General features: G+C 70.4%; 17 protein-coding genes. 10 read left to right on the forward strand and 7 right to left on the reverse strand.

All coding sequences use genetic code 11. The features are described from left to right. Positions 1-22: 22 nt before the first annotated feature. The 5 genes from ACXYMW_RS16135 (at position 23) to ACXYMW_RS16155 (ending at position 5,910) form a co-directional block, all read left to right on the forward strand. Positions 23-640: a holin-associated N-acetylmuramidase gene (locus ACXYMW_RS16135; protein WP_459036359.1), complete on the forward strand. Its 618-nt coding sequence runs from the start codon at positions 23-25 to the stop codon at positions 638-640. Beyond that, positions 631-1,194, forward strand: coding sequence for a holin family protein (locus ACXYMW_RS16140; protein ID WP_459036360.1), 564 nt, complete (start codon positions 631-633; stop codon positions 1,192-1,194). Before ACXYMW_RS16135 ends, ACXYMW_RS16140 begins: the two co-directional genes overlap by 10 nt. Positions 1,195-1,412: 218 nt before the next feature. After that, on the forward strand, positions 1,413-2,501 hold the full coding sequence (locus tag ACXYMW_RS16145) for a TRAP transporter substrate-binding protein (RefSeq protein ID WP_459036361.1): 1,089 nt from the start codon (positions 1,413-1,415) through the stop codon (positions 2,499-2,501). 76 nt (positions 2,502-2,577) lie between these two features. Further along, positions 2,578-3,507 (forward strand): TRAP transporter small permease subunit, encoded by a 930-nt coding sequence (locus tag ACXYMW_RS16150; RefSeq protein WP_459036362.1) that lies wholly within the window; start codon positions 2,578-2,580, stop codon positions 3,505-3,507. Positions 3,508-3,552: 45 nt separating this feature from the next. Further along, positions 3,553-5,910 (forward strand): TRAP transporter large permease, encoded by a 2,358-nt coding sequence (locus ACXYMW_RS16155; protein ID WP_459036363.1) that lies wholly within the window; start codon positions 3,553-3,555, stop codon positions 5,908-5,910. Between the two features lie 168 nt (positions 5,911-6,078). On the opposite strand, the gene ACXYMW_RS16160 is transcribed toward ACXYMW_RS16155, so the two are convergent. From ACXYMW_RS16160 to ACXYMW_RS16175, 4 genes are all read right to left on the reverse strand, one after another. Continuing rightward, positions 6,079-6,891: an arginyltransferase gene (locus ACXYMW_RS16160; RefSeq protein ID WP_459036364.1), complete on the reverse strand. Its 813-nt coding sequence runs from the start codon at positions 6,889-6,891 to the stop codon at positions 6,079-6,081. Positions 6,892-7,069: 178 nt separating this feature from the next. After that, positions 7,070-7,516: an RDD family protein gene (locus ACXYMW_RS16165; RefSeq protein ID WP_459036365.1), complete on the reverse strand. Its 447-nt coding sequence runs from the start codon at positions 7,514-7,516 to the stop codon at positions 7,070-7,072. A 98-nt stretch (positions 7,517-7,614) separates the two neighbouring features. Beyond that, positions 7,615-8,043: a DUF2852 domain-containing protein gene (locus tag ACXYMW_RS16170; protein WP_459036366.1), complete on the reverse strand. Its 429-nt coding sequence runs from the start codon at positions 8,041-8,043 to the stop codon at positions 7,615-7,617. A gap of 104 nt (positions 8,044-8,147) precedes the next feature. Next, the gene (locus tag ACXYMW_RS16175; RefSeq protein ID WP_459036367.1) at positions 8,148-8,630 is read right to left on the reverse strand and encodes a YbaK/EbsC family protein; all 483 of its coding nucleotides are present in this window, start codon (positions 8,628-8,630) and stop codon (positions 8,148-8,150) included. Between the two features lie 96 nt (positions 8,631-8,726). Between ACXYMW_RS16175 and ACXYMW_RS16180 the strand changes: the two genes are divergently transcribed. Further along, positions 8,727-11,516 carry a bifunctional [glutamine synthetase] adenylyltransferase/[glutamine synthetase]-adenylyl-L-tyrosine phosphorylase gene (locus ACXYMW_RS16180; protein WP_459036368.1) on the forward strand — a complete coding sequence of 930 codons (2,790 nt, stop codon included), beginning with the start codon at positions 8,727-8,729 and terminating at the stop codon, positions 11,514-11,516. A 63-nt stretch (positions 11,517-11,579) separates the two neighbouring features. On the opposite strand, the gene eda is transcribed toward ACXYMW_RS16180, so the two are convergent. After that, on the reverse strand, positions 11,580-12,221 hold the full coding sequence (gene eda, locus ACXYMW_RS16185) for a bifunctional 4-hydroxy-2-oxoglutarate aldolase/2-dehydro-3-deoxy-phosphogluconate aldolase (RefSeq protein WP_459036369.1): 642 nt from the start codon (positions 12,219-12,221) through the stop codon (positions 11,580-11,582). Positions 12,222-12,334: 113 nt separating this feature from the next. Beyond that, positions 12,335-14,140 carry a phosphogluconate dehydratase gene (edd, locus tag ACXYMW_RS16190; RefSeq protein WP_459036370.1) on the reverse strand — a complete coding sequence of 602 codons (1,806 nt, stop codon included), beginning with the start codon at positions 14,138-14,140 and terminating at the stop codon, positions 12,335-12,337. A 264-nt stretch (positions 14,141-14,404) separates the two neighbouring features. On the opposite strand from edd, the gene ACXYMW_RS16195 reads away from it, so the two are divergent. The 3 genes from ACXYMW_RS16195 to ACXYMW_RS16205 all read left to right on the forward strand — a co-directional run bounded on the left by ACXYMW_RS16195 (position 14,405) and on the right by ACXYMW_RS16205 (position 17,342). Next, a complete protein-coding gene (locus ACXYMW_RS16195) occupies positions 14,405-15,604 on the forward strand; it encodes an RSP_2647 family RNA methyltransferase (protein WP_459036371.1) in 1,200 nt (399 codons plus the stop codon). After that, positions 15,601-16,140 (forward strand): RSP_2648 family PIN domain-containing protein, encoded by a 540-nt coding sequence (locus ACXYMW_RS16200; protein WP_459036372.1) that lies wholly within the window; start codon positions 15,601-15,603, stop codon positions 16,138-16,140. The genes ACXYMW_RS16195 and ACXYMW_RS16200 overlap by 4 nt, the downstream gene beginning before the upstream one ends. Positions 16,141-16,283: 143 nt before the next feature. Then, positions 16,284-17,342: an ABC transporter ATP-binding protein gene (locus ACXYMW_RS16205; RefSeq protein WP_459036373.1), complete on the forward strand. Its 1,059-nt coding sequence runs from the start codon at positions 16,284-16,286 to the stop codon at positions 17,340-17,342. Between the two features lie 257 nt (positions 17,343-17,599). Here ACXYMW_RS16205 and ACXYMW_RS16210 read toward each other — a convergent pair whose 3' ends face one another. Continuing rightward, positions 17,600-18,505 carry a LysR family transcriptional regulator gene (locus tag ACXYMW_RS16210; protein WP_459036380.1) on the reverse strand — a complete coding sequence of 302 codons (906 nt, stop codon included), beginning with the start codon at positions 18,503-18,505 and terminating at the stop codon, positions 17,600-17,602. A 164-nt stretch (positions 18,506-18,669) separates the two neighbouring features. Here ACXYMW_RS16210 and ACXYMW_RS16215 point away from each other — a divergent pair, with 164 nt between their 5' ends. Then, positions 18,670-22,092 (forward strand): indolepyruvate ferredoxin oxidoreductase family protein, encoded by a 3,423-nt coding sequence (locus ACXYMW_RS16215; protein ID WP_459036374.1) that lies wholly within the window; start codon positions 18,670-18,672, stop codon positions 22,090-22,092. Positions 22,093-22,098: the final 6 nt, after the last annotated feature.

Raw genomic sequence — 22,098 nt, forward strand, 5'->3', positions numbered from 1 at the left:
GGCCGCGCAGGAGGTGACGCCCATGCCCATACCCGATCCGCGCCGCATCGCGGAGGAGATCGTCTCGCGCGAGGGCGGCTATGTCGACGACCCGGACGACCCGGGCGGCGCCACGAATTTCGGCGTCACGCTGGGCACCCTGACGCGGCTCGGCGGCGATCTCGACGGCGACGGCCGTGTCACCAAGGACGATGTCCGGCGCCTGACCCGCGACCAGGCCGTCGACATCTTTCTGACGCATTATTACGAGCGACCCGGCATCGCGTCGCTGCCGGAGCCGGTGCGGGCCTCGGTCTTCGATATGTATGTCAATGCCGGGGCCAATGCGGTGAAGATCCTGCAGCGGCTGCTGCGCGATATGGGCTGGCCGGTTGCGGTGGACGGCATCATCGGACCCGAGACCCGGCGCGCGGCCCGCGCGGCGCAGGCCGCGGCGCCCGACCACTTCGCCGATGCCTACGGCATCGCGCGGCGCGACTACTACTTCGCCATCGCCGACCGGCGGCCGGCCTCGCGCAAATACGCGCGGAGCCGCGCGGGCGGGAAGGGCGGCTGGATCCGGCGCGCCGAGAGCTTCATCTCGCCGCGCTTCCATCTCTCGCAAGAGGAATTCGACCGGAGGGTAGCGGCATGGGGATGATTCAGCGGGCCATGGACATGGTTTTCGGGTCGGGGCGCAACGTCATCGCGGAGACCGCCGAGGTGTTCCGCGTCAACGCCGAGGCCCAGGCGCGGCGCGACGCCGACGCGCGCAGCGAGGCGCTGGCGCAGTTCGGGGACGAGTTCCTCGCCGGCGAGCGGTCGCGGTTCGACGCGGTGATGGACGGGCTGAACCGGGTGCCGCGCCCGGCCATGGCGCTGGGCACGCTGGGCCTGTTCGGCGCGGCGATGGTCGATCCGGACTGGTTCGCCGCGCGCATGGCGGGGCTGGCGCTGGTTCCGGAACCGCTCTGGTGGCTGCTGGCGGCGGTGGTGAGCTTCTATTTCGGCGCCCGGCACCAGGCCAAGGGCCAGGATTTCCAGCGCCAGCTCGCCCTGGCCTTCGCCGCCTCGGCCGGTCGGCCGGGGCGCACCGCATCCCCCGAGGCGGCGCCTCCGCCGCCCTTGGACGCCCCGCGCGGGGCGCCGCAACCCGGGGCCGGCGCGGGCAACGCGGCGCTCGCCGAGTGGCGCCGCCGGCGCGATTCGGAGTGAGTGCAAGATCGGCCTTGCGGAATCGCCGGCTTCGCCGCTGCAGCACCGACGGCCCCGCCGTCAAGATGCGGAAATCGCACCGAAAGCCGCGCATTTCCGCAGCGGAGTGACGTATTGCCCCTTCCGCTGCGGGCGCCGCGAAGCTAACGTGCGCTGCACTTGCGAACCGCGCCCGGGGATAGAGGCGTGGCCGCTACCAACACCATGGGAGGAAGTACATGGACCGTCGGTCTTTCCTGAGAACGTCCGCGCTTGGCGGCTCGGCCGCAGCCGCCACGACCCTGGCCGCACCGGCCTATGCCCAGGGCAACCGCACCCTGACGCTGGTCACCACCTGGGGCCGCGGGCTGGCCGGCGTGCATGACGCAGCGCAGCGCGCCGCCGACACCATCACCGCGATGACCGACGGCCAGCTGACCGTCGATCTGAAGGCCGCGGGCGAACTGGTCGGCGCCTTCGAGGTGTTCGACGCCGTGACCTCCGGCCAGGCCGACATGTATCACGGCGCCGACTACTACTTCGTCAACCAGCACCCGGCCTATGCCTTCTTCACCGCCGTGCCCTTCGGCATGACGGCGCAGGAGCTGACCAACTGGTATTACCATGACGGCGGCCAGGAGCTGCACGACGAGCTGGGCCAGATCTTCGGCCTGAAATCCTTCCTCGCCGGCAATACCGGCGCCCAGGCCGGCGGCTGGTTCCGCAACGAGATCTCCGCACCGGAGGATTTCAACGGCCTCAAGTTCCGCATGCCGGGCCTCGGCGGCCAGGCCCTGGGCAAGCTCGGCGCCAGCGTGCAGAACATTCCCGGCGGCGAGGTCTACCAGGCGCTCTCCTCCGGCGCCATCGACGGCACCGAGTGGATCGGCCCCTGGGCCGACGAGAAGGCCGGCTTCCAGGAAATCACCAAGATCTACTACACCGCCGGCTTCCACGAGCCCGGCGCCGGCCTGTCGCTCGCGACCAACCGCGACGTCTTCGAGAGCCTGACCCCGGCGCAGCAGAAGATCATCGAGATCGCCTCGGCCGAGGCGCATCAGTGGAACCTGGCGCAGTTCCTGACCGAGAACGGCGCGGCGCTGCAGCGCCTGCAATCGGGCGGCGTGACGCTGCGCGAATTCCCCGACAGCGTCTGGGACGCCTTCGGCCAGGCCAGCCAGGAGGTCCACGACGAGAACATGGGCGACGAGCTCTACAAGCGCGTCTACGACAGCGCCATGGCCTCGATGAAGTCCTCCTCGGCCTGGCTCGAGACCTCGTCCGGCACCTACACCCAGCAGCGCGACCGGGTGCTCGGCAACTCGTGATCGCGACAGGGCGGCGGGCTCCGGCCCGCCGCCGTTCCGGCGCGCGGCGGCGAAGACGGCTCGAAGGGGAGCGGGCATGCAAGAGGACGGCGCGGCCGCGGGGGGCTTCTGGCTCTTCGACGGCCTTTGGTACGTGATCAAGAACATCGTCCTGGCGTTCTGGAATCTCGGCTACGCGCTGAGCCATCCGGGACAATGGCTCGACTGGTCCGACAACGAGGCGGTGATGCGCGTGGTGCATTACGGCGCCTCGGCGGAGCTGCTGTTCGTCGCGCTGACGGTGTTTTTGGTGATCGGCTCGGTCGGCGTCTGGAACAACCGCTTCCTCTGGGGCGTGGTGCGCGGCCTCGAGGGCTTCCACAACACGTTGGGGCGCTTCTTCGCCTGGGCCGGCCTGCTGATGGTGATCCAGCAGGTGGTCATCGTCTTCATGCAGCGCATCTTCGCGCGCTCCTCGATCTCGCTGGGCTTCGGCATCCCGGTGGAGTTCGACATCTCGTGGTGGGCCGAGGAGCTGAAGCTCTACAACGCCCTCGTGGTGGCGCTGTGCCTGGCCTACACCTTCGTGCAGCAGGGCCATGTGCGCGTCGACCTGGTCTATTCGGCGGTCAGCTTCCGCACCAAGCGGGTGATCGACATGATCGGCAGCCTGCTCTTCATGCTGCCGATGGCGGTGCTGGTCTGGCGCTATTCGTGGTTCTTCCTGTGGCGTCACCTGATCGTGCCCAACCCGTCGAGCTCGGACGGCTACGACCGGCTGATGATGAAGGCCCGGGCGCTGCGCTGGAACGTCGAGACCATCGGCTTCAGCCCGAACGGCTTCTCGGCCTACTTCCTGTTCAAGATCCTGCTGGTGGTGCTCACCGGGCTGATCTTCCTGCAGGCCTGGACCTTCTTCTTCCGCTCGTACCTGGAATGGCGCGAAGGTCCGGCCTCCGAGGACAAGTATCTCGACAAGGACGTGCTCGATCCCGGGGGGCCGATCCCCGAACACGGCGAAATCTGACGACAAGCAACGGACCGGACCAGACAACCGGCGGGGACAGCGGACATGCTCTTCGGACTTGATGGTGTCGAGCTCGGGCTCATCATCGTCTTCATCACCCTTTTCGCGGCGATCCTGTCGGGCTTCCCGGTGGCCTTCGCCATCGGCGGCGCCGGCGTCATCTCCTTCGCCATCATCGCGGCGATGGACAGCGCCGGGCTGCTGATCCACCAGGCCATCGACCAGGGGTCGGCGGAATACAACGCGCTGATCGCCGACGGGGTGCGGGCCGAGACGATCTCCAAGTTCCGCTACCCCGACCTGCCGCGGGTGGCGGAATCGGTCTTCCCGCTGGGCTGGGAGACGGCGATGGAGCGCAACGTCTCCTTCATCGTCAACCGGATCAACGAACGCGTCCTGGCCGGCCCCTCGATCGAGACCCTGCTGGCGGTGCTGATGTTCGTGCTGATGGGCATCGTGCTCGAGCGCTCGCGCATCGCCGACGACCTGCTGACCACCATGGCGCGGGTCTTCGGCCCGCTGCCGGGCGGGCTCGCGGTCTCCATCGTGGTGGTCGGCGCCTTCCTCGCCGCCTCGACCGGCATCGTCGGCGCCACCGTGGTGACGATGGGCCTCTTGGCGCTGCCGACGATGCTCAGGAACAATTACTCGACCGAGCTCTCGACCGGGGTGATCGCGGCCTCCGGCACGCTCGGCCAGATCATCCCGCCCTCGATCGTCATCGTGCTGCTCGGCACGCTGGCGGGCGACCTCTACTCCGCCAGCCAGGAGGAGCGGGCGCAGCTCGCCGGCTGTTCGGACGCGCTGACCTATCTGGGCGAGCCGGCGGTGGTCTCGGTGGGCACGCTGTTCCAGGCGGCGCTGCTGCCGGGCATCCTGCTGGCGCTGCTCTATGCCGGCTACGCCTTCGGCTTCGCGCTGCTGAACCCGCAGAAGGCGCCGCCGGTGGCCTTCGCCGACCGCGCCGGGGGCGAGGTGGTGACCCGCGGCGAGGCGCTGACCTGGTTCCTCTTCGTGCCCGCGGCGCTGATCGCCGGCACCATGCTGCTGGGCCAGGTCAACCTGGTCGGCTCGCAATCGGTGACGGTCGACCGCTTCTCCGAGGCCGGCCAGACCGCGTCGCTGCGCACCAACGTGCCGCCGGCCTGCCAGGAGGCGATGATCGAGCTGCACGGACAGGCGGCCTGGGACCGCGCGGTGGGCGAACAGCAGATCATCGACAAGGCCGGCGGCGTGACCGCCTCGGAGCGGCTCAGCGACGAGCGCATCGAGGAGCTGCGGCTGCGCAAGATCGCCAATGCCGCCCCCGTGGGCACCGGCATCGCGACCTTCGCGCTGGTCTTCGCGCTGCTCTTCGCCTTCGCCCGCGGCATGGCGCCGAGCGCCGATCCGAAGCCGCTGATCGCCGGCGCCGCCGGGGTGCTGCTGCTGCTGCTGGTCGATGTCCTGTTTATCGGCCCGCTGACCTCGGCCGGGGCCACGGTGCTGTGGATCCTGCTGCCCCTGGCGCTGGCGCTCTGGGCCGCCAGGCACGCCGCCGCGCGGCTCGCCCGGAACGAGCTGATCCGGGTGATCTTCCCGCCGCTGGTGCTGATCATCGCGGTGCTGGGCTCGATCCTCGGCGGCATCACCAACCCGACGCCGGCCGCGGCCCTGGGCGCCGCCGGCGCGATCATGCTGGCGGCCTACCGCAAGCTGCGCGAGGAGGGGCGCGATCCCTGGATCGTCACCTGGGCGACGCTGGCGGTGGCGCTGATGATCATCGTGGGGGTGAATTTCGACGTGCGGGTGAACCTGCCGGAGGTGTCCTTCGAATCCTGGATCGCCTTTCTGGTGGCCTACGGCGCCTTCCTGTTCGCGCTGTTCGGCCTGCTCTATGCCTGCTGGGTGCTGCTGCGCTCGCGGGTGCTGACGCCGGCGGTGCGCGAGACCGCCAAGGTGACCTCGATGGTCTTCACCATCCTGATCGCCAGCCAGCTCTTGAACCTCGTGGTGATCTCCTTCGGCGGTGAACACTACATCCAGCAGTTCCTGCGCAGCTTCGACGACGAGTACAAGGTCTTCCTGATCGTGATGCTGGTGCTCTTCGTGCTGGGCTTCGTGCTCGACTTCCTGGAGATCATCTACATCGTGGTGCCGATCGTCGGCCCGGTGATCTACGGCGGCGGCTTCGATCCGAAATGGGTCACCATCATGATCGCGGTGAACCTGCAGACCTCGTTCCTGACCCCGCCCTTCGGCTTCGCGCTGTTCTACCTGCGCGGCGTGGCGCCGGCGACGGTGACGACCGGGCAGATCTACCGCGGCGTGGTGCCCTTCGTGCTGATCCAGGTGCTGGGCCTGGCGATCCTGTGGTTCTTCCCCGGCATCGTCACCATCGTGCCCGACCTGATCCCGAACTGACCCCCTGCGGGGCGCGCGGGCCGAGGCCCCCCGCGCGCCCCGCGCGCCGCTTCTTCTGAGCCGAAATATCCCGGGGGAGGCCTCGCAGAGGCCGGGGGCAGCGCCCCCATCCAGGCCCTCCCGCCGCGCCCGCGCCCTCGGGCCGGGGCGCAGGCCAGAAACTGCCGCTCAGGCCCGGCTGTCGGGCAGCGAGATGTTGGCGACCTGTTCGGCGATCGGGTCGGTGGAGAGCGGATGGGTCTCGGACGAATAATCGTCGCGCGCCACCATCTTCTGCCAGGCGCCGCCGCGAAACAGCTCGAGCCCGGCGAAATTGGCCTTGTAACCCATCTTCGGCGAGCCCGGCACCCAGTAGCCCAGATAGACGTAGGGCAGGCCGGCCTCGCGGGCGATCTCGACATGGTCGAGGATCATCCAGGTGCCGAGCGAGCGCTGCGGCGCCTCGGGGCGGTAGAAGGAATAGACCATCGACAGCCCGTCATCGAGCATGTCGGTTAGGCACACCGCCTCGAGCGCGCGGCTGTCGCGGTCGAGATATTCGATGACCCGGCTGCGGATCGGCGTCTCCTCGATCATCGCGGCGAATTCGAACACGTCCATGTCGGCCATGCCGCCATCGGCGTGGCGCTGGTCGAGATAGTTGCGGAACAGGCCGTATTGCTCCTCGGTGGCCCAGGGCGAGGTGGCGTGCCGCTCGAGATGCGCGTTGCGGTTCAGGGTCCGGCGCTGGCTCTTCGAGGGCTTGAAATCGGCCACCGAGATGCGCGCCGAGAGGCAGGCGGCGCAATCCGAGCAGGACGGGCGGTAGAGCACGTTCTGCGAGCGCCGGAAGCCCTGCTTGGAGAGCGCGTCGTTGAGCCTCTCGGCCTGGTCGCCCTGCAGCGCGGTGAACAGCTTGCGCTCCATCCGGCCCGGCAGGTAGGGGCAGGGCTGCGGCGCCGTCACGTAGAATTGCGGCGCGAGAGGGAGCGAGTGGCGCATGGATGTCCTACCGAGGGGCCGATCGCGAAAAACCTAGCAACGAAACCCCCCCTCGCCAAGCCCCGCCGCGGGACATTGCGGCCGCGGCCGGGACTGGCGAACAATGCGCCCGCATCCGCGGCACTGCGCCGGGGCCGGGGCGAGGTCCCGGCGGCGGACCGGCGAGGCGGCGCGCGGCTCAGGCGCGCCGGTTGACCATCACGGTGCCGAGCATCAGGTCGCTCAGCCCCTGGCCGCGCTCGGTCGCGCACATCAGGAGCGCCGAGCCCAGCTGCACGATGGCGGTGCTGATGGCGAAGGCGTAGCCGGCGGTGTGCAGGAAGGCGGTGCCGGCATCGAGCCGCCGGCCATGGGCGTCGCGCAGCTCGATCGCCATCAGCCGCATGCCCCAGGTGGCCGAGGAGTTGGCGATGGTCACCCAGCGGTAGACGAAGCCCACGCCGAGCATCAGCATCGGCAGGAAGAACAGCCCCACGAAGGCGGTGAGCACGACCACCGGGACCACCATGAGCAGGACCAGGACCACGTCCACGACCCAGGCCACGGCGCGTTTCAGCGTCACGCCGTCGTAGAATTCGGGCTGCAGGGCCGGGTCGGGCAACTGGCCGGAAAGCGTCGTCTGCATGGTCATCTCCTGGGTCGGGCGTCGCGATCGGAGTCTGGGATCGGGCCGAAAGGCGTGGCCAAGGCGGCCCGGATCCGCGATCCGGGCCGCTTCGGGTCTCAGTCGCGCTCCCCGGGCTCGGGGCCGGTGTCCTCCTTGCGGGCGCGGTCGGCCATGAACTGGTCGAACTCGGCCTTGTCGCGGGCCTCGCGCAGGCGCTTCAGGAAGGCCTCGAAATCCTTCTGTTCCTGCTCGAGCCGGCGCAGCGTGTCGGACTTGTAGGCGTCGAAGGCGGCGTTGCCCGAGGGTTTCATCGCGGCCAAGCCGGCGGGCGCCCAGCTCTTGCGGGCGGAATGCGAGCATCCGAACATGCGCTTGCTCCAGATCATGTAGGCGAGGAGGGCCAGCCCCAGCGGCCAGAACAGGATGAAGCCCGCGATGGTGGCGACGATCCAGGCGGCCTTGCCGCGGGCGTCGAGCCAAGCCTCGCCGCGCGCCAGCCAGCCCGGGCGGGCCGGCAGGGCGGAGGATGAAGTTGCATCGATCATGGACGGACCTCCGTTGGGGGTGTGGGTTATGTGAATGTCTTTCACATTAACCCAGATCGGCATTGCCGGGCGCCGGTTCAAGGGCGATGTGAAAACTTTTCACATCACGCCGCCGCCGCCGGCCGGACGAAGTCCGCCACCGCCGCGCCGGTCAGCTCGGGCAGCCGCGCCGGGTCGATGCGGAAGACGTGGCGCGGCGTCCCGGCGGCGGCCCAGACCGCGTCGAAGTCCAGAAGCCGCGGGTCGAGCCAGGCGCGGATCGGCGACAGGTGGCCCACCGGGGCGACGCCGCCGATGGCAAAGCCGGTCTGCGCCCGGATCAGCGCCGCGTCGGCTTTGCCGAGGGGCGCCCCGGCCAGTTCCGCGGCGCGGGCATCGTCGACCCGGTTGCCGCCGGCGGTCAAAAACAGCACGGCGCGGTCCGTCACCGGGTCGTGGTAGATGATCGACTTGGCGATCTGGTCGAGCGCGCAGCCCACCGAGGCCGCGGCCTCCGCCGCGGTGCGCGCGGCGCCGACCTCGCGGATATCCACCGCCACGCCGGCCGCCGCGAGCGCCCGTTCCACCCGTTTCAGGCTCTTGCTCATGCGTGTCTCCCGTCCTTCTGCCTGCCGGGCCGGTGCGGACGGCCCGGGCAAGAGGTCGCCATTGCAGCGGGCGAATGCAACGGGCATCAACGGCGCATGAGCATTTCCGATCGCATGACGCGCAGCCCGCGCCCCTTCGATGCCGAGCGCGGCCGCGATGCCAGCGCCGCCTGCAGCTGGGCGGATGGCCCGGTGGCCGAGCTTCTGGAGGGCGCGGCCGGCAGCAGTCCCTACCTCGCCGGGCTGATCGGCCGCGAGGCGGACTGGCTCGAGGCCGCGATGGCCGATCCCGAGGCGGCGCGCCTCGGGCTCCATGCCGAGCTCTCGGACATCGCCCCGGCCGACACGCCGGCGGCGCTGCGCCGCGCCAAGCGCCGGCTGGCGCTGCTGGTGGCGCTGGCCGATCTCGCCGGGGTCTGGCCGCTCGAGACGGTGACCCAGGCGCTCACCGAGTTCGGCGATCTGGCGGTGGACCGGGCGATGCGCGCGGCCCTGGCGCGCGAGACCCGGCGCGGGAGGCTGCCCGGCATCGCCGAGGACGCGCCGCTCGAGGCGGCGGGACTGGTGGCGCTGGCGATGGGCAAGATGGGCGCGGGGGAGCTCAATTACTCCTCCGACATCGACCTGATCTGCCTCTTCGACGAGACCCGCTATGACGAGGCCGATTACGACGAGGCCCGCATGGCGCTGGTCAGGGCGACCCGGCAGATGTCGCAGATGCTCAACGAGCAGAGCGCCGAGGGCTACGTCTTCCGCACCGATCTGCGGCTCCGGCCCGACCCCGCGGTGACCCCGGTCTGTCTGTCGATGGAGGCGGCCGAGCGCTATTACGAGAGCGTCGGGCGGACCTGGGAGCGCGCGGCCTATGTCAAGGCGCGGCCGGCGGCGGGCGATCTCGAGGCCGGGGCGCGCTTTCTCTCCGACATCTCGCCCTTCGTCTGGCGCCGCCATCTCGACTTCGCGGCGATCCGCGACGCGCATGACATGCGGCTCAAGATCCGTGCCCACAAGGGGTTGGGCGGGCCGATCACGCTGCCCGGGCACAACATGAAGCTCGGCCGGGGCGGCATCCGCGAGATCGAGTTCTTCACCCAGACCCGGCAGATCATCGCCGGCGGCCGCGACCCCGATCTGCGCGTCCGCGGCACCGTGGCGGGGCTGCGGGTGCTGGCCCGGAAGGGCTGGGTGCCCGAGGACGTGGCCGAGACCCTGGCCGAGCATTACCGCGCCCACCGCGAGGTCGAGCACCGTGTGCAGATGATCGCCGACGCCCAGACCCACGAACTGCCGGGCTCGCCCGAGGGGTTCGAGCGGCTGGCCTGCCTGATGGGGGTGGCGCGCGCCGATCTGGAGCGCGACCTGAAGCGGCGGCTGGAGGAGGTGCACGAGATCTCGGAGCGTTTCTTCGCCCAGTCGCGGGGCCCGCAGGACGGCGAGGACGTGGCGGAGGTCGAGGACGATTTCGGCGCCGACATCCTCGCCCGCTGGCCCGGCTACCCGGCGCTGCGCTCGGCCCGGGCGGTGGAGATCTTCGATCGCCTGAAGCCCGGCATCCTGGCCCGGCTGCAGGACTCGGCCAAGCCCGAGGAGGCGCTGGCCGCCTTCGACGGTTTCCTCGCCGGGCTGCCCGCCGGGGTGCAGGTCTTCTCGCTCTTCGAGGCCAACCCGCAGCTCGTCGACCTGCTGATCGACATCGTCTCGGTCTCCGAGGACCTGGCGCGCTACCTGTCGCGCAACGCCGCCGTCTTCGACGCGGTGATCGGCGGAGATTTCTTCGCCGACTGGCCGGGCCGGGAGCGGCTGCAGGCCGAGCTCGAGGACATCCTGGCGCGCGAGGACGATTACGAGCGCAAGCTCGACGCGGCGCGCCGCTGGGCGCGGGAATGGCGGTTCCGCACCGGGGTGCATTTCCTGCGCGGGCTGATCGACCCGGACGAGGCGGGGCGGCAATATGCCGACCGGGCCGAGGCGGTGATGCGAGCGATCTGGCCGGCGGTGATCGCCGAGTTCGCGCGCAAGCACGGCGCCCCGCCGGGCCGCGGCGCGGCGGTGGTGGGGATGGGCTCGCTGGGCGCCGGGCGGCTGCATGCGCGCTCCGATCTCGACGTCATCGTGATCTACGACGCCGACGGGGTCGAGGGCTCGGACGGGCGCCGCCCGCTCGCCTCGCGGACCTATTACGCGCGCCTGACCCAGGCGCTGATCACCGCGCTCAGCGCGCCGATGGCCGAGGGCCGGCTCTATGAGGTCGACATGCGGCTGCGGCCCTCGGGGCACCAGGGACCGGTGGCCACCAGCCTCGCAGCGTTCCGCGACTACCAGCACGGCGAGGCGTGGCTCTGGGAGCATCTGGCGCTGACCCGGGCGCGCTGCGTGGCCGGCGATGCGACGCTCTGCGAGGAGGTGGCCGAGGTGCGCCGCGAGGTGCTGAGCACGCCGCGCGACCGCGCCGAGGCGCTGGCCCGGCTGGCCGAGATGCGCGAGCGCATCGCCGCCGCCAAGGGCGTGGCGCCGATCTGGGAGCCCAAGGTGGGCCGCGGCCGGATGCAGGAGATCGAGCTGGTGGCCCAGGCCGGGGCGCTGCTGGGCGAGGGCGCGCCGCAGGGCCTGCGCGCCGGGCTCGAGGCGGGCGCGGCCTGCGGCTGGCTCAGCGCGGAGGATGCCGCGGCGCTCGACGCCACCTGGCGCATGCTCTGGGCGGTGCAGGTGGTGGCCCGGTTGATGAGCGACGCGCCGCTCGACCCCGAGGGGCTCGGCGCCGGGGAGCGGGCGCTGCTGCTGCGGGTGACCGGGGAAGAGACGCTGGAGGCGCTGGCCGGCACGCTGGGCGAGGCCACCGAGGAGGCCGGCGCGATCATCGACCGCGCCCTCGCCGCCGCCGGCTGACCGGCGCCACGGCGGCCGGCATCCGGGATCGGCCGCAGGGCGTGCGCCCGGCCCCGGGGCGGCTCAGCGCGGCAGCGCTGCGGCCTCCTCGGCCAGGGCGCGGATGGCGTCCCAGTCGCCCGCCGCCACGCGGTCCTTGGGGGCCACCCAGGAGCCGCCGACGCAGAGCGTGTTGGAGAGGCCCAGATAATCGCCGGCATTCTTCAGCGACACGCCGCCGGTCGGGCAGAACCGCACCTGCGGCAATGGCGCGCCGATCGCCTTGAGCGCCGGGGCGCCGCCATTGGCCTCGGCCGGGAAGAACTTCTGCACCGTGTAGCCGCGCTCGAGCAGGCGCATCACCTCGGACGAGGTGGCGGCCCCCGGCAGCAGCGGCAGCCCGGCTTCCTCGCAGGCGTCGAGCACCCGGTCGGTGGCGCCGGGCGAGACGCCGAAGGTCGCGCCCGCCGCCACCGCCGCCTCGACATCCGCGGGGGTGAGCAGGGTGCCGGCGCCGACCCGGCCGCCGGGCACCTGCGCCATCTCGCGGATCACGTCGAGCGCCGCCGGCGTGCGCAGCGTCACCTCGAGCACCGGCAGGCCGCCGGCCACCAGCGCCTCGGCCAGCGGTCGGGCCAGGCCCGCGTCGTCGATGACCAGCACCGGGATCACGGGCGCCAGGCGGCAGAGTTCCTCGGAGCGCGCGCTCGCCTCTTGCGGTGTCATGTCTTGTTCCCTCGTGGTTCTGGGGACCGGCGGCGGCCGGCCCGGTTCCATGCTCTCCTGACGGCGCCGTGACGGCGCGTCAACCGGTCATGCGGCAAGGTCCGGCGGCCGGGTCAGACCACCACCGCGGCGCCGTTCGAGGCCAGCCCGACATTGCGGCGGAACACCTCGAAGATTTCGCGCCCGACGCCGTGGCCGTTGCCGGCGAGATCGGCCTCGACCGGGCTGCGCGCCGCGAAATCCTCGGCCAGGCAGGCGATCTCGCCCTTGACCGCGTCGACCCGCACCAGGTCGCCGTCGCGGAGCCGCGCCAGCGGCCCGCCCTTGGCGGCCTCGGGCGCGATGTGGATGGCCGAGGGCACCTTGCCCGAGGCGCCCGACATGCGGCCGTCGGTGACCAGCGCCACCTTCAGCCCGCGATCCTGCAGCACCGCCAGCACCGGGGTCAGCGAATGCAGTTCCGGCATGCCGTTGGCCGAGGGCCCCTGGAAGCGCACCACCACCACCGTGTCCTCGGTGAACTCGCCGGCCTTGAAGGCGGTCTTGACGGCGTCCTGGTCGTGGAAGATCCGCGCCTTGGCCTCGATCACGTGGCGCGAGGGATCGACCGCGGAGGTCTTCATCATGCCGTGGCCGAGATTGCCGCGCAGCTGCTGCAGGCCGCCGGTCTTCTGGAACGGGTCGCTGGCCGGGCGCAGGATCTTGTCGTTCTGGGTGATGCCCGCGCCGGGGCCGTAGACCACGCGGCCGGCCTCGATCTTGGGCTCCTGCGTGTAGCGCGACAGCCCGTCGCCGGCGACCGTCTTGACGTCCTCGTGCAGCAGGCCGGCGCCCAGCAGCTCGCCGATCATGTAGCCGAGCCCGCCGGCGGCGTGGAAATGGTTCACGTCGGCAAGACCGTTGGGATAGACCTTGGCCATCAGCGGCGTGACGTTGGAGATCTCGTCGAAATCCTCGAGTTCCAGCAGCACGCCGGCGGCCCGCGCCATGGCCGGCAGGTGCAGCACCAGATTGGTCGAGCCGCCGGTCGCCATCAGCCCGACGATGCCGTTGACGAAGGCGCGCGCGTCCAGCACGTCGCAGACCGGGCGGTAATCGTTGCCGAGCCCGGTGATCTCCAGCGCGCGCTCGGTGCCGGCCACGGTCAGCGCGTCGCGCAGCGGCGTGTTCGGGTTCACGAAGGAGGCGCCCGGCAGGTGCAGCCCCATGAATTCCATCAGCATCTGGTTGGAATTGGCGGTGCCGTAGAAGGTGCAGGTGCCGGGGCCGTGATAACTTTCCATCTCGGCCTGCATCAGCGCGTCGCGGCCGACCTCGCCGGCGGCGAATTGCTGGCGCACCTTGGCCTTCTGGTCATTCGGCAGCCCCGAGGTCATGGGCCCGGCGGGGATGAAGATGCCGGGGATGTAGCCGAAGGTCGCCGCGGCGATGACGAGGCCCGGCACGATCTTGTCGCAGACCCCGAGATAGAGCGCCGAATCGAAGGTGTTGTGCGACAGCGCCACGCCGGCGGCCAGCGCGATGACGTCGCGGCTGAACAGCGACAGTTCCATGCCGACCTGGCCCTGGGTCACCCCGTCGCACATCGCCGGCACGCCGCCGGCGACCTGCGCGGTGCCGCCGCGCGCCCGCGCCGCGTCGCGGATCAGCTGCGGGAACCGCTCGAAGGGCTGATGCGCCGAAAGCATGTCGTTGTAGGCGGTGACGATGCCGATATTGGGGGCGCGTCCGGTGGCCAGCGCGTCCTTGTCCTCGCCCATCGCGGCATAGGCATGGGCCTGGTTGCCGCAGGTCAGGTGGGCGCGCCGCGGCCCGTCCTCGGCGGCGCGGCGCATGCGGTCGAGATAGGTGGCGCGGCTCTGCTCGGAGCGCGCCTCGATGCGCTCGGTGACGCGGGCGATGGTGGCGTTCAGGGTCATGGACTGGCTCCTCGTCGCTGGGTGCCGGCCGGTCCGGGGGGCGGGATCGGCCGGGGCACGGGGCGTTGCCGCCTATGTAGTGAAGTTAGCGCTAACAGTAAAGCCGCTCGCCGCATCCTTTGCGCAGGCGGTCCCGCCCGGAAGGGTAGGGCGCGCGGCGGCGCTGTCGCGGCCCGTCGCCGCCGAGGCGGTCGGCCGGCGCGCGGCGCGGCGCGCGGTTGAGGGCGCTTCCCCCGGCCGGTGCGAGCCGCTATGAGCGCCGCCATGACCCATGCCCCCGAACTCCCCGTGATCCGCCTCATGCCCAAGGCCAATGCCCGCGCGATCCGCCGCGGCTTTCCCTGGGTTTTCGCCAACGAACTGGTCACCGACCGGCGCACCCGGGCGCTGGCCCCGGGCGCGCTGGCGCAGCTCGAGGATGGCGAGCGGCGGCCGCTCGGCGTCGTCGGGGTGAACCCGGGCTCCAAGATCATCGCCCGGATGCTCGACCGCGACGCCGAGGCCCGCATCGACCGGGCCTGGCTGACGGCCCGCATCGCGCGGGCGCTGGATCTGCGCGAGCGGCTTTACGATGCGCCGTTCTACCGCCTGATCCATGCCGAGGCCGACGGGTTGCCGGGCGTCGTGGTGGACCGCTTCGGCGACCGCCTCGTGGTGCAGCCCAACGCCGCCTGGGCCGAAACGCTGCTGCCCGACCTGGCCGCGGCGCTGGTCGAGGTGACCGGCGCCGGCACGGTGCTGAAGAATGCCGGCGGCCGCGGCCGCGCGCTGGAGGGGCTGAACGATGTCGACGCGGTGCTGGCCGGCAACGCGCCCGAGGCGCCGGTGGAGGTCGCGATGAACGGCGCGACCTATCTGGCCGACCTCACCGGCGGGCAGAAGACCGGGCTGTTCTACGACCAGCGTCCGAACCACGCCTTCGCGGCCCGGCTGGCCCGCGGCCGGGCGGTGCTCGACGTGTTCAGCCATGTCGGCGGCTTCGCGCTGGCGGCGCTGGCCGGCGGGGCGCGCTCGGCGCTGGCGGTCGATGGCTCGCGCCCGGCGCTCGACCTGGCCGAGGGCGGGGCGAAAGCCGCGGGCATGAGTGACCGCTTCGAGACCCGGCAGGGCGACGCCTTCGAGGTGCTGACGGCGCTGGGAGAGGAGGGTGCGCGCTTCGGGCTGGTGGTCTGCGACCCGCCGGCCTTCGCGCCCGCCAAGCCGGCGCTCGAGGCCGGGCTGCGGGCCTATGAACGCATCGCCCGGCTGGCCGCGCCGCTGGTCGAGGAGGGCGGCGCGCTGGTGCTCTGCTCGTGCTCGCACGCCGCCGACCTCGCGGCCTTCCAGGGCGCCTGCCTGCGCGGCATCGGCCGGGCCGGGCGGCGGGCGCAGCTGCTCTATACCGGCGGCGCCGGGCCGGACCATCCGCTGCTGCCGCAGCTGGCGGAGTCGGGCTACCTGAAGGCGCTGGTCTTCCGCCTGTGAAGGTGCTGATCGACGCCTGCGTGCTCTACCCCACGGTGATGCGCGAGGTGATGCTGGGGGTCGCCGCCGGCGGCGCCTACACGCCGCTCTGGTCGGCCCGTCTGCTCGAGGAATGGGCGCGGGCGGCGCGCCGGCTCGGCCCAGAGGGCGAGGCCAGTGCCCGGGCCGAGATCGCGCAGCTGCGCGCCGACTGGCCCGAGGCCGAGATCGTCTGGCCGCCCTCGCTCGAGGCGCGGCTCTGGCTGCCCGACCCCAACGACGTCCACGTCCTGGCCGCCGCGGTGGCGGGCTCGGCCGATGCCATCGTCACGGTCAACGCCAAGGATTTCCCGCGCGGCACGCTGGCCGAGGAGGGTCTGCTCCGGATCGACCCCGACGCCTTCCTGATGGCCCGCTGGCAGGCGCAGCCGGACCTCGTGGCGGCGGTCTGCGACGCGGTGCTCGACAAGGCGCGGCGCCTGTCCTCGGGCAGCTGGGAGATGCGCCCGCTGCTCAAGAAGGCGCGGCTGCCGCGGCTGGCCCGGGCGGTCGGATGAGCGCTGGCCGCGACGCGCCCCGCGGCGCCGGTGCGAGACCGCGGCTTGCGGCGCGCCGGCGGGCCTGCTACGGGCAAAACCCGAGAACTTCGCTTGGATAGCGGCAGGTGAGACCCGAGACCTTGAACGCCCCCGCCCCGCGGTTGGAAATCCGCAATCTGATCCGGCGCTTCGACGGCAAGACCGTGGTGGACGACGTGTCGCTTGCGATCCGCCCCGGCGACGTCACCTGCCTGCTCGGCCCGTCGGGCTGCGGCAAGTCGACGACGTTGCGGATGATCGCCGGGGTCGACCGGCAGGATTCCGGCACCATCCATGTCGATGGGCGGCTGATCTGCGACACCGTCTTCCGGGTTCCGCCCGAGCGCCGGTCAATCGGGCTGATGTTCCAGGATTTCGCGCTCTTTCCGCATCTCAGCGTCGGCCAGAACGTGGCCTTCGGCCTGAAGGGGCCGCGGGCCGAGCGCGAGGCGCGGGTGCGCCGCCTGCTCGACCGCGTGGGGCTCGGCCATTTCGTCGATGCCTGGCCGCATGAGCTGTCCGGCGGCGAACAGCAGCGCGTCGCGCTGGCCCGGGCATTGGCGCCCAAGCCGCGCATCATGCTGATGGACGAACCCTTCTCGGGGCTCGACAACCGGCTGCGCGACGGCATCCGCGACGAGACCCTGGCGCTGCTCAAGGAGGAGGGGACCAGCGTGCTGCTGGTCACCCACGAGCCCGAGGAGGCGATGCGCATGGCCGACGAGATCGCGCTGATGCGCGGCGGCCGCATCGTCCAGCACGGCGCGCCCTACAACATCTACAACGCGCCCGTCGACAAGGCCGCGGTGGCCTTCTTCAGCGACGTCAACGTCATCGAGGGGCGGGTCCACGGCGCGCTGGTCGATACCCCCTTTGGGGATTTCCTGGCGCCCGGCCATCCCGACGGCGCCCGGGTCGAGATCGTCTTCCGCCCGCAGCATGTCTCGATCGATTTCGACCGCTCGGGCCGCGGACCGGCGCCCAGCACGCGGCAGGGCGCCCCGGCCCGCGGCCATGTCGAACGCGCGCGCTTCCTGGGCTCGGAGAGCCTGGTGGAGTTCCGCATGGAGCATGACGGCGAGGTGCTGCGCGCCACCGTGCCGAACGTCTTCCTGCCCAACCCGGGCACGCCGATGTGGCTCTCGGTGCGGCGCGACCGCTGCTTCGTCTTCCCGGCCTGACCGCGTCCGACATTCGGGATGCCGCGCCGCAGCGCAACCGCCCGCCGCCGGGGCTGGCCTGCCGTTGCCCGAAGAGCGGACAAAAAAAGGCCGAGCACAAGGCTCGGCCGAAGTCCAACAGGGAGGTATGAAGATGATGCGCTGGTGAGCGCCGCATCGTTCGAAAGATGAATTAATGGTCGGTTACGAGTCGATCAAGGAATTCCATGCCGCAGGTGCAACATTTCCGATATGCAATCCGCGCATGACGGCACCGGTCAATCGGCGCCCATCGCCTTGCGGCTGGCGCGGTGGGCCATGATCTCATCCTGCACGAAATCGCGGAAAGCGGCTATGCGTTTGGAATGCCGCAACTCTTCCGGGTAGGCGAGAAACACCGGCACCTCGTTGGATTCGACGCCCGGGAGCACCCGCACCATCCGCGGGAAATCCTCGATGATGTAATCCGGCAACACCCCGATTCCGAGGTTCGAGATCACCGCCTGCAGCACGCCGAAATAGTTGTTGACGGTCAGCATGCCCTGGATGTCGTTGGTCATCAGCGTCTGGACCAGCTGCAGGCCCGAGGCGACCTGCGCCGAACGCGGGTTTTGGCAGATCAGGCGATGGCCCTTCAATTCGTTCAGGTCCTTCGGCTCGCCGTTCTGCTCGAGATATTCCGGCGAGGCGTAGAGCCGCATGCGGATGTTCATCAGCCGCTTGCGGATCAGGTCGGCCTGGCTCGGCTCCTTCATGCGGATCGCCACATCGGCCTCGCGCATCGGCAGGTCGAGCACCCGCTCCTCCAGCATCAGGTCGATGTTGAGCTGGGGATATTTCTCGTAGAGCTTGGACAGCCGCGGCGCCAGCCACATCGTGCCGAAGCCGGTGGTGGTGGTCACCCGGAGCTCCCCGAAGACCTCTTCCTCGCTGTCGCGGATGCGCGCCGTCGCCGCCTCGATGCGCTTCACCATGGCCACCGTGGCGTCGAACAGCAGCTCGCCCTGTTCGGTGAGAATCAGGCCCCGGGCATGGCGGTGGAACAGCGTGGTGTTCAGCGATTCCTCGAGCGCCCGGACCTGGCGGGACACCGCCGATTGCGAGAGATGCAGGATGTCGCCGGCATGGGTCAGGCTGCCGGCATCGGCGACGGCGTGAAATATTCTGAGCTTGTCCCAGTCCATCAGGTCCACTTTCGCACTGTTTGGGCATTGGTACACGAAATATCGAATATGTGCCCGCCGATCTTCGCTGCAATGCAGCATGGACCGGAATTTTCCTGTTCAGGTCAGCTATTTTGACCTATTATCGAGAGTATGCACCGTCATTGGCGTGGGGAGGCGCGACGATGAGCAAACAGGACATTTCCCTGACCGATCGCTTCGATCTGGGCAAGGATGAAGTGCTGCTGAACGGCACGCAGGCGCTGGTGCGCCTGATGCTGACCCAGCATCACCGCGACCGGAAGGCCGGGCTCGACACGGCCGGTTTCGTCACCGGCTACCGCGGCTCGCCGCTGGGCGCGGTCGACCTCCAGATGAAGAAGGCCGACCGCTGGCTCAAGGCCGCCAACGTGCTGTTCCAGGAGGGCCTGAACGAGGACCTGGCCGCCACCGCGCTGTGGGGCAGCCAGCAGGCCGAGCTGCGCGGCGAGGGCAAGCATGACGGCGTCTTCGGCCTCTGGTACGGCAAGGGGCCCGGCGTCGACCGCACCGGCGACGTGATGCGCCACGCCAACATGGCCGGCACCTCGCGGCATGGCGGCGTGCTGATGGCGATGGGCGACGACCATACCGGGGAAAGCTCCACCGTCCTGCACCAGTCGGAATGGGCCCTGGTCGATGCCTACATGCCGGTCGTCTCCCCGGCGGGCGTGCAGGAGATCCTCGATTACGGCATCTACGGCTACGCCTTGTCGCGCTATTCCGGGCTCTGGGTCGGTCTCAAGACGATGAAGGACACGATCGAGGCGACCGCCGTGGTGGACGGGCGCCCCGACCGCATGCAACTTCTCGAGCCGGCGAATTTCGCCATGCCCGAGGGCGGGCTGAACATCCGGCTGGGCGACACGCCGCATGCCCAGGAAGCGCGGATGATCGACTTCAAGCGCTACGCCGCCGAGGCCTTCAGCCATGCCAACCGCATGGACCGGAGGGTCTGGGGCAAGCCGGGCGCCAAGATCGGCTTCGTGGCCGCAGGCAAGAACTGGCTCGACCTCGTGCACGCGCTCGACATTCTCGGCATCGACGCCGCCGAGGCCGAGCGGCTGGGCCTCACCACCTACAAGATCGGCCAGACCTTCCCGCTCGACATGCAGGGCTTCCACGACTGGGCCGAGGATCTCGACCTGATCGTCATCGTCGAGGAAAAGCGCAAGCTGATCGAGGTGCAGGTCAAGGAGGCGATCTTCGACGACCGGCAGGGCCGCCGGGTCTATGGCTGGTACAAGGGCGGCGCCGGCGGCATGCACCGCGAGGAGCTGTTTCCGACCCGCGGCGCGCTCGACCCGATCTGGATCGCGGAGAAGCTGGGCGGCATCCTCATCGAGGAGGGCCGCGGCACGGATCGCGTGAAGGCCGGCCTGCAAATGATTGCCGAGGCGCGGAAATCCGACAATGCACCCGAGATCGCGGCACGGCTGCCCTATTACTGCGCCGGCTGCCCGCACAACACCTCCACCAAGGTGCCCGAGGGCAGCCGCGGCTATGCCGGGATCGGCTGCCACTACATGGTGCAGTGGATGGACCGCAACACCACCGGCTTCACCCATATGGGCGGCGAGGGGGCGAACTGGATCGGCGAGGCGCCGTTCTCCAAGACTCCCCATATTTTCCAGAACCTTGGCGACGGAACCTACAACCATTCCGGGGTTCAGGCGATCCGCGCGGCGCTCGCCGCGGGCACCAACATCACCTACAAGATCCTCTACAACGACGCCGTGGCGATGACCGGCGGGCAGCCCAACGAGGGCGGCCTGACGCCCGACCGCATCGCCCAGGAACTCCACGCCATGGGCGTGAAGAAAATCTCGGTTGTCTATGACGAGAAAGAAGAACCCCGGCGCGAGGACTTTCCCGCCTCGGTCGATTGGCGGCCCCGCGAGGAGATGGACAACGTCCAGAAGGAGTTGCGCGAGGTGCCGGGCGTCTCGGCCATCATCTACGTGCAGACCTGCGCCGCCGAGAAGCGCCGCCGCCGCAAGAAGGGCGCCTTTCCCGATCCCGACACGCGGGTCTTCATCAACGAGGCGGTCTGCGAGGGCTGCGGCGATTGCGGCGTGCAGTCGAACTGCGTCGCGGTGGTGCCGCTGGAGACCGAGCTGGGCCGCAAGCGGGCCATCGACCAATCCGCCTGCAACAAGGATTATTCCTGCCTCAAGGGCTTCTGCCCGTCCTTCGTGACGCTCGACGGCGCCAAGCCGCGCAAGGGGGCCACCGCGGAGCTGACGCTGCCCGACATGCCCGAGCCCGCGCTGCCGGCGATCGACAAGACCTGGAACATGGTGATCACCGGCGTCGGCGGCACCGGCGTGGTCACCATCGGTGCGGTGCTGGCGCAAGCGGCGCAGATCGCCGGCAAGGGCGCGGCGATGATGGAGATGGCGGGTCTGGCCCAGAAGGGCGGCGCGGTGCATGTCCATCTGCGGCTGGCCGAGACGCCCGCGGACATCGACGCCGTCCGGGTGGCGATCGGCGAGGCCGATGCGCTGATCGGCGGCGACCTGGTGGTCAGCGCCGGCGCCAAGACCCTGGGCCTGCTGCGCGAGGGCCGCAGCGGCGCCGTGGTCAACAGCCACGAGATCATCACCGGAGAGTTCACCCGCAACACCGAATTCACCTTGCCGATCGACCAGTTGAAGCTCGCTCTTGAGAAACGACTGAAAGAGCGGCTGAGCCTCTTCGACGCTTCCGAACTGGCCCGCGCGGTGATGGGCGACTCGATCTTCTCGAACATGATGATCCTCGGCGCGGCCTGGCAGAACGGCCTGGTGCCGCTGCCGCACGCCGCCATCGCGGATGCGGTGCGGCTCAACGGCGCCGCGGTCGAGCGCAATCTGCGCGCCTTCGAGATCGGCCGCTGGGCGGCGCTCGAGCCCGAGGCGGCGGCGCGGCTGGCCGAGCCCCGCGTGGTCGCCAAGCCGAAGAGCCTCGAGGAGCGCATCCGCTTCCGCGAGGAGCACCTGACCGCCTATCAGAACCGCGCCCTGGCCCGCCGCTACCGCGCCCTGGTCGACCGCGTCGCCGATCCCGAGCTCCGCGAGGCGGTGGCCAAGGGCTATCACAAGCTCCTGTCCTACAAGGACGAATACGAGGTGGCGCGGTTGCATCTTGAGACCCGCGAGAAGGCCCGCGCGGCCTTCGAGGGGGAGTTCAAGATGCATTTCCACCTGGCGCCGCCGATGATCTCCAAGCAGGGGCCGGACGGCCGACCGAAGAAGCGCGTCTTCGGCGAGCGGCTGGAGCGTGCCTTCGGGCTGCTGGCGCGGCTGAAGGGCTTGCGCGGCACCGCCTTCGACCCGTTCGGCCGCACCGAGGAGCGCCGCATGGAGCGCGCGCTGATCGCCCAGTACGAGGCCGACATGGCGGAATGGCTGCCGCGCCACGATGCCGCCCGCCACGCCGCGCTGGTGGCGCTGGCCGAGCTGCCGCTCGCGATCCGCGGGTTCGGCCCGGTGAAGATGGCCAATGCCGCCACGGCCGAGAAGCGCCGCGAGGAATTGCTGGCGGCGCTGCGCGACGGCGGCGCCGGGATGAAGCGCGCCGCGGAATGACGCATC

This window comes from Roseivivax sp. CAU 1761, assembly GCF_054482755.1.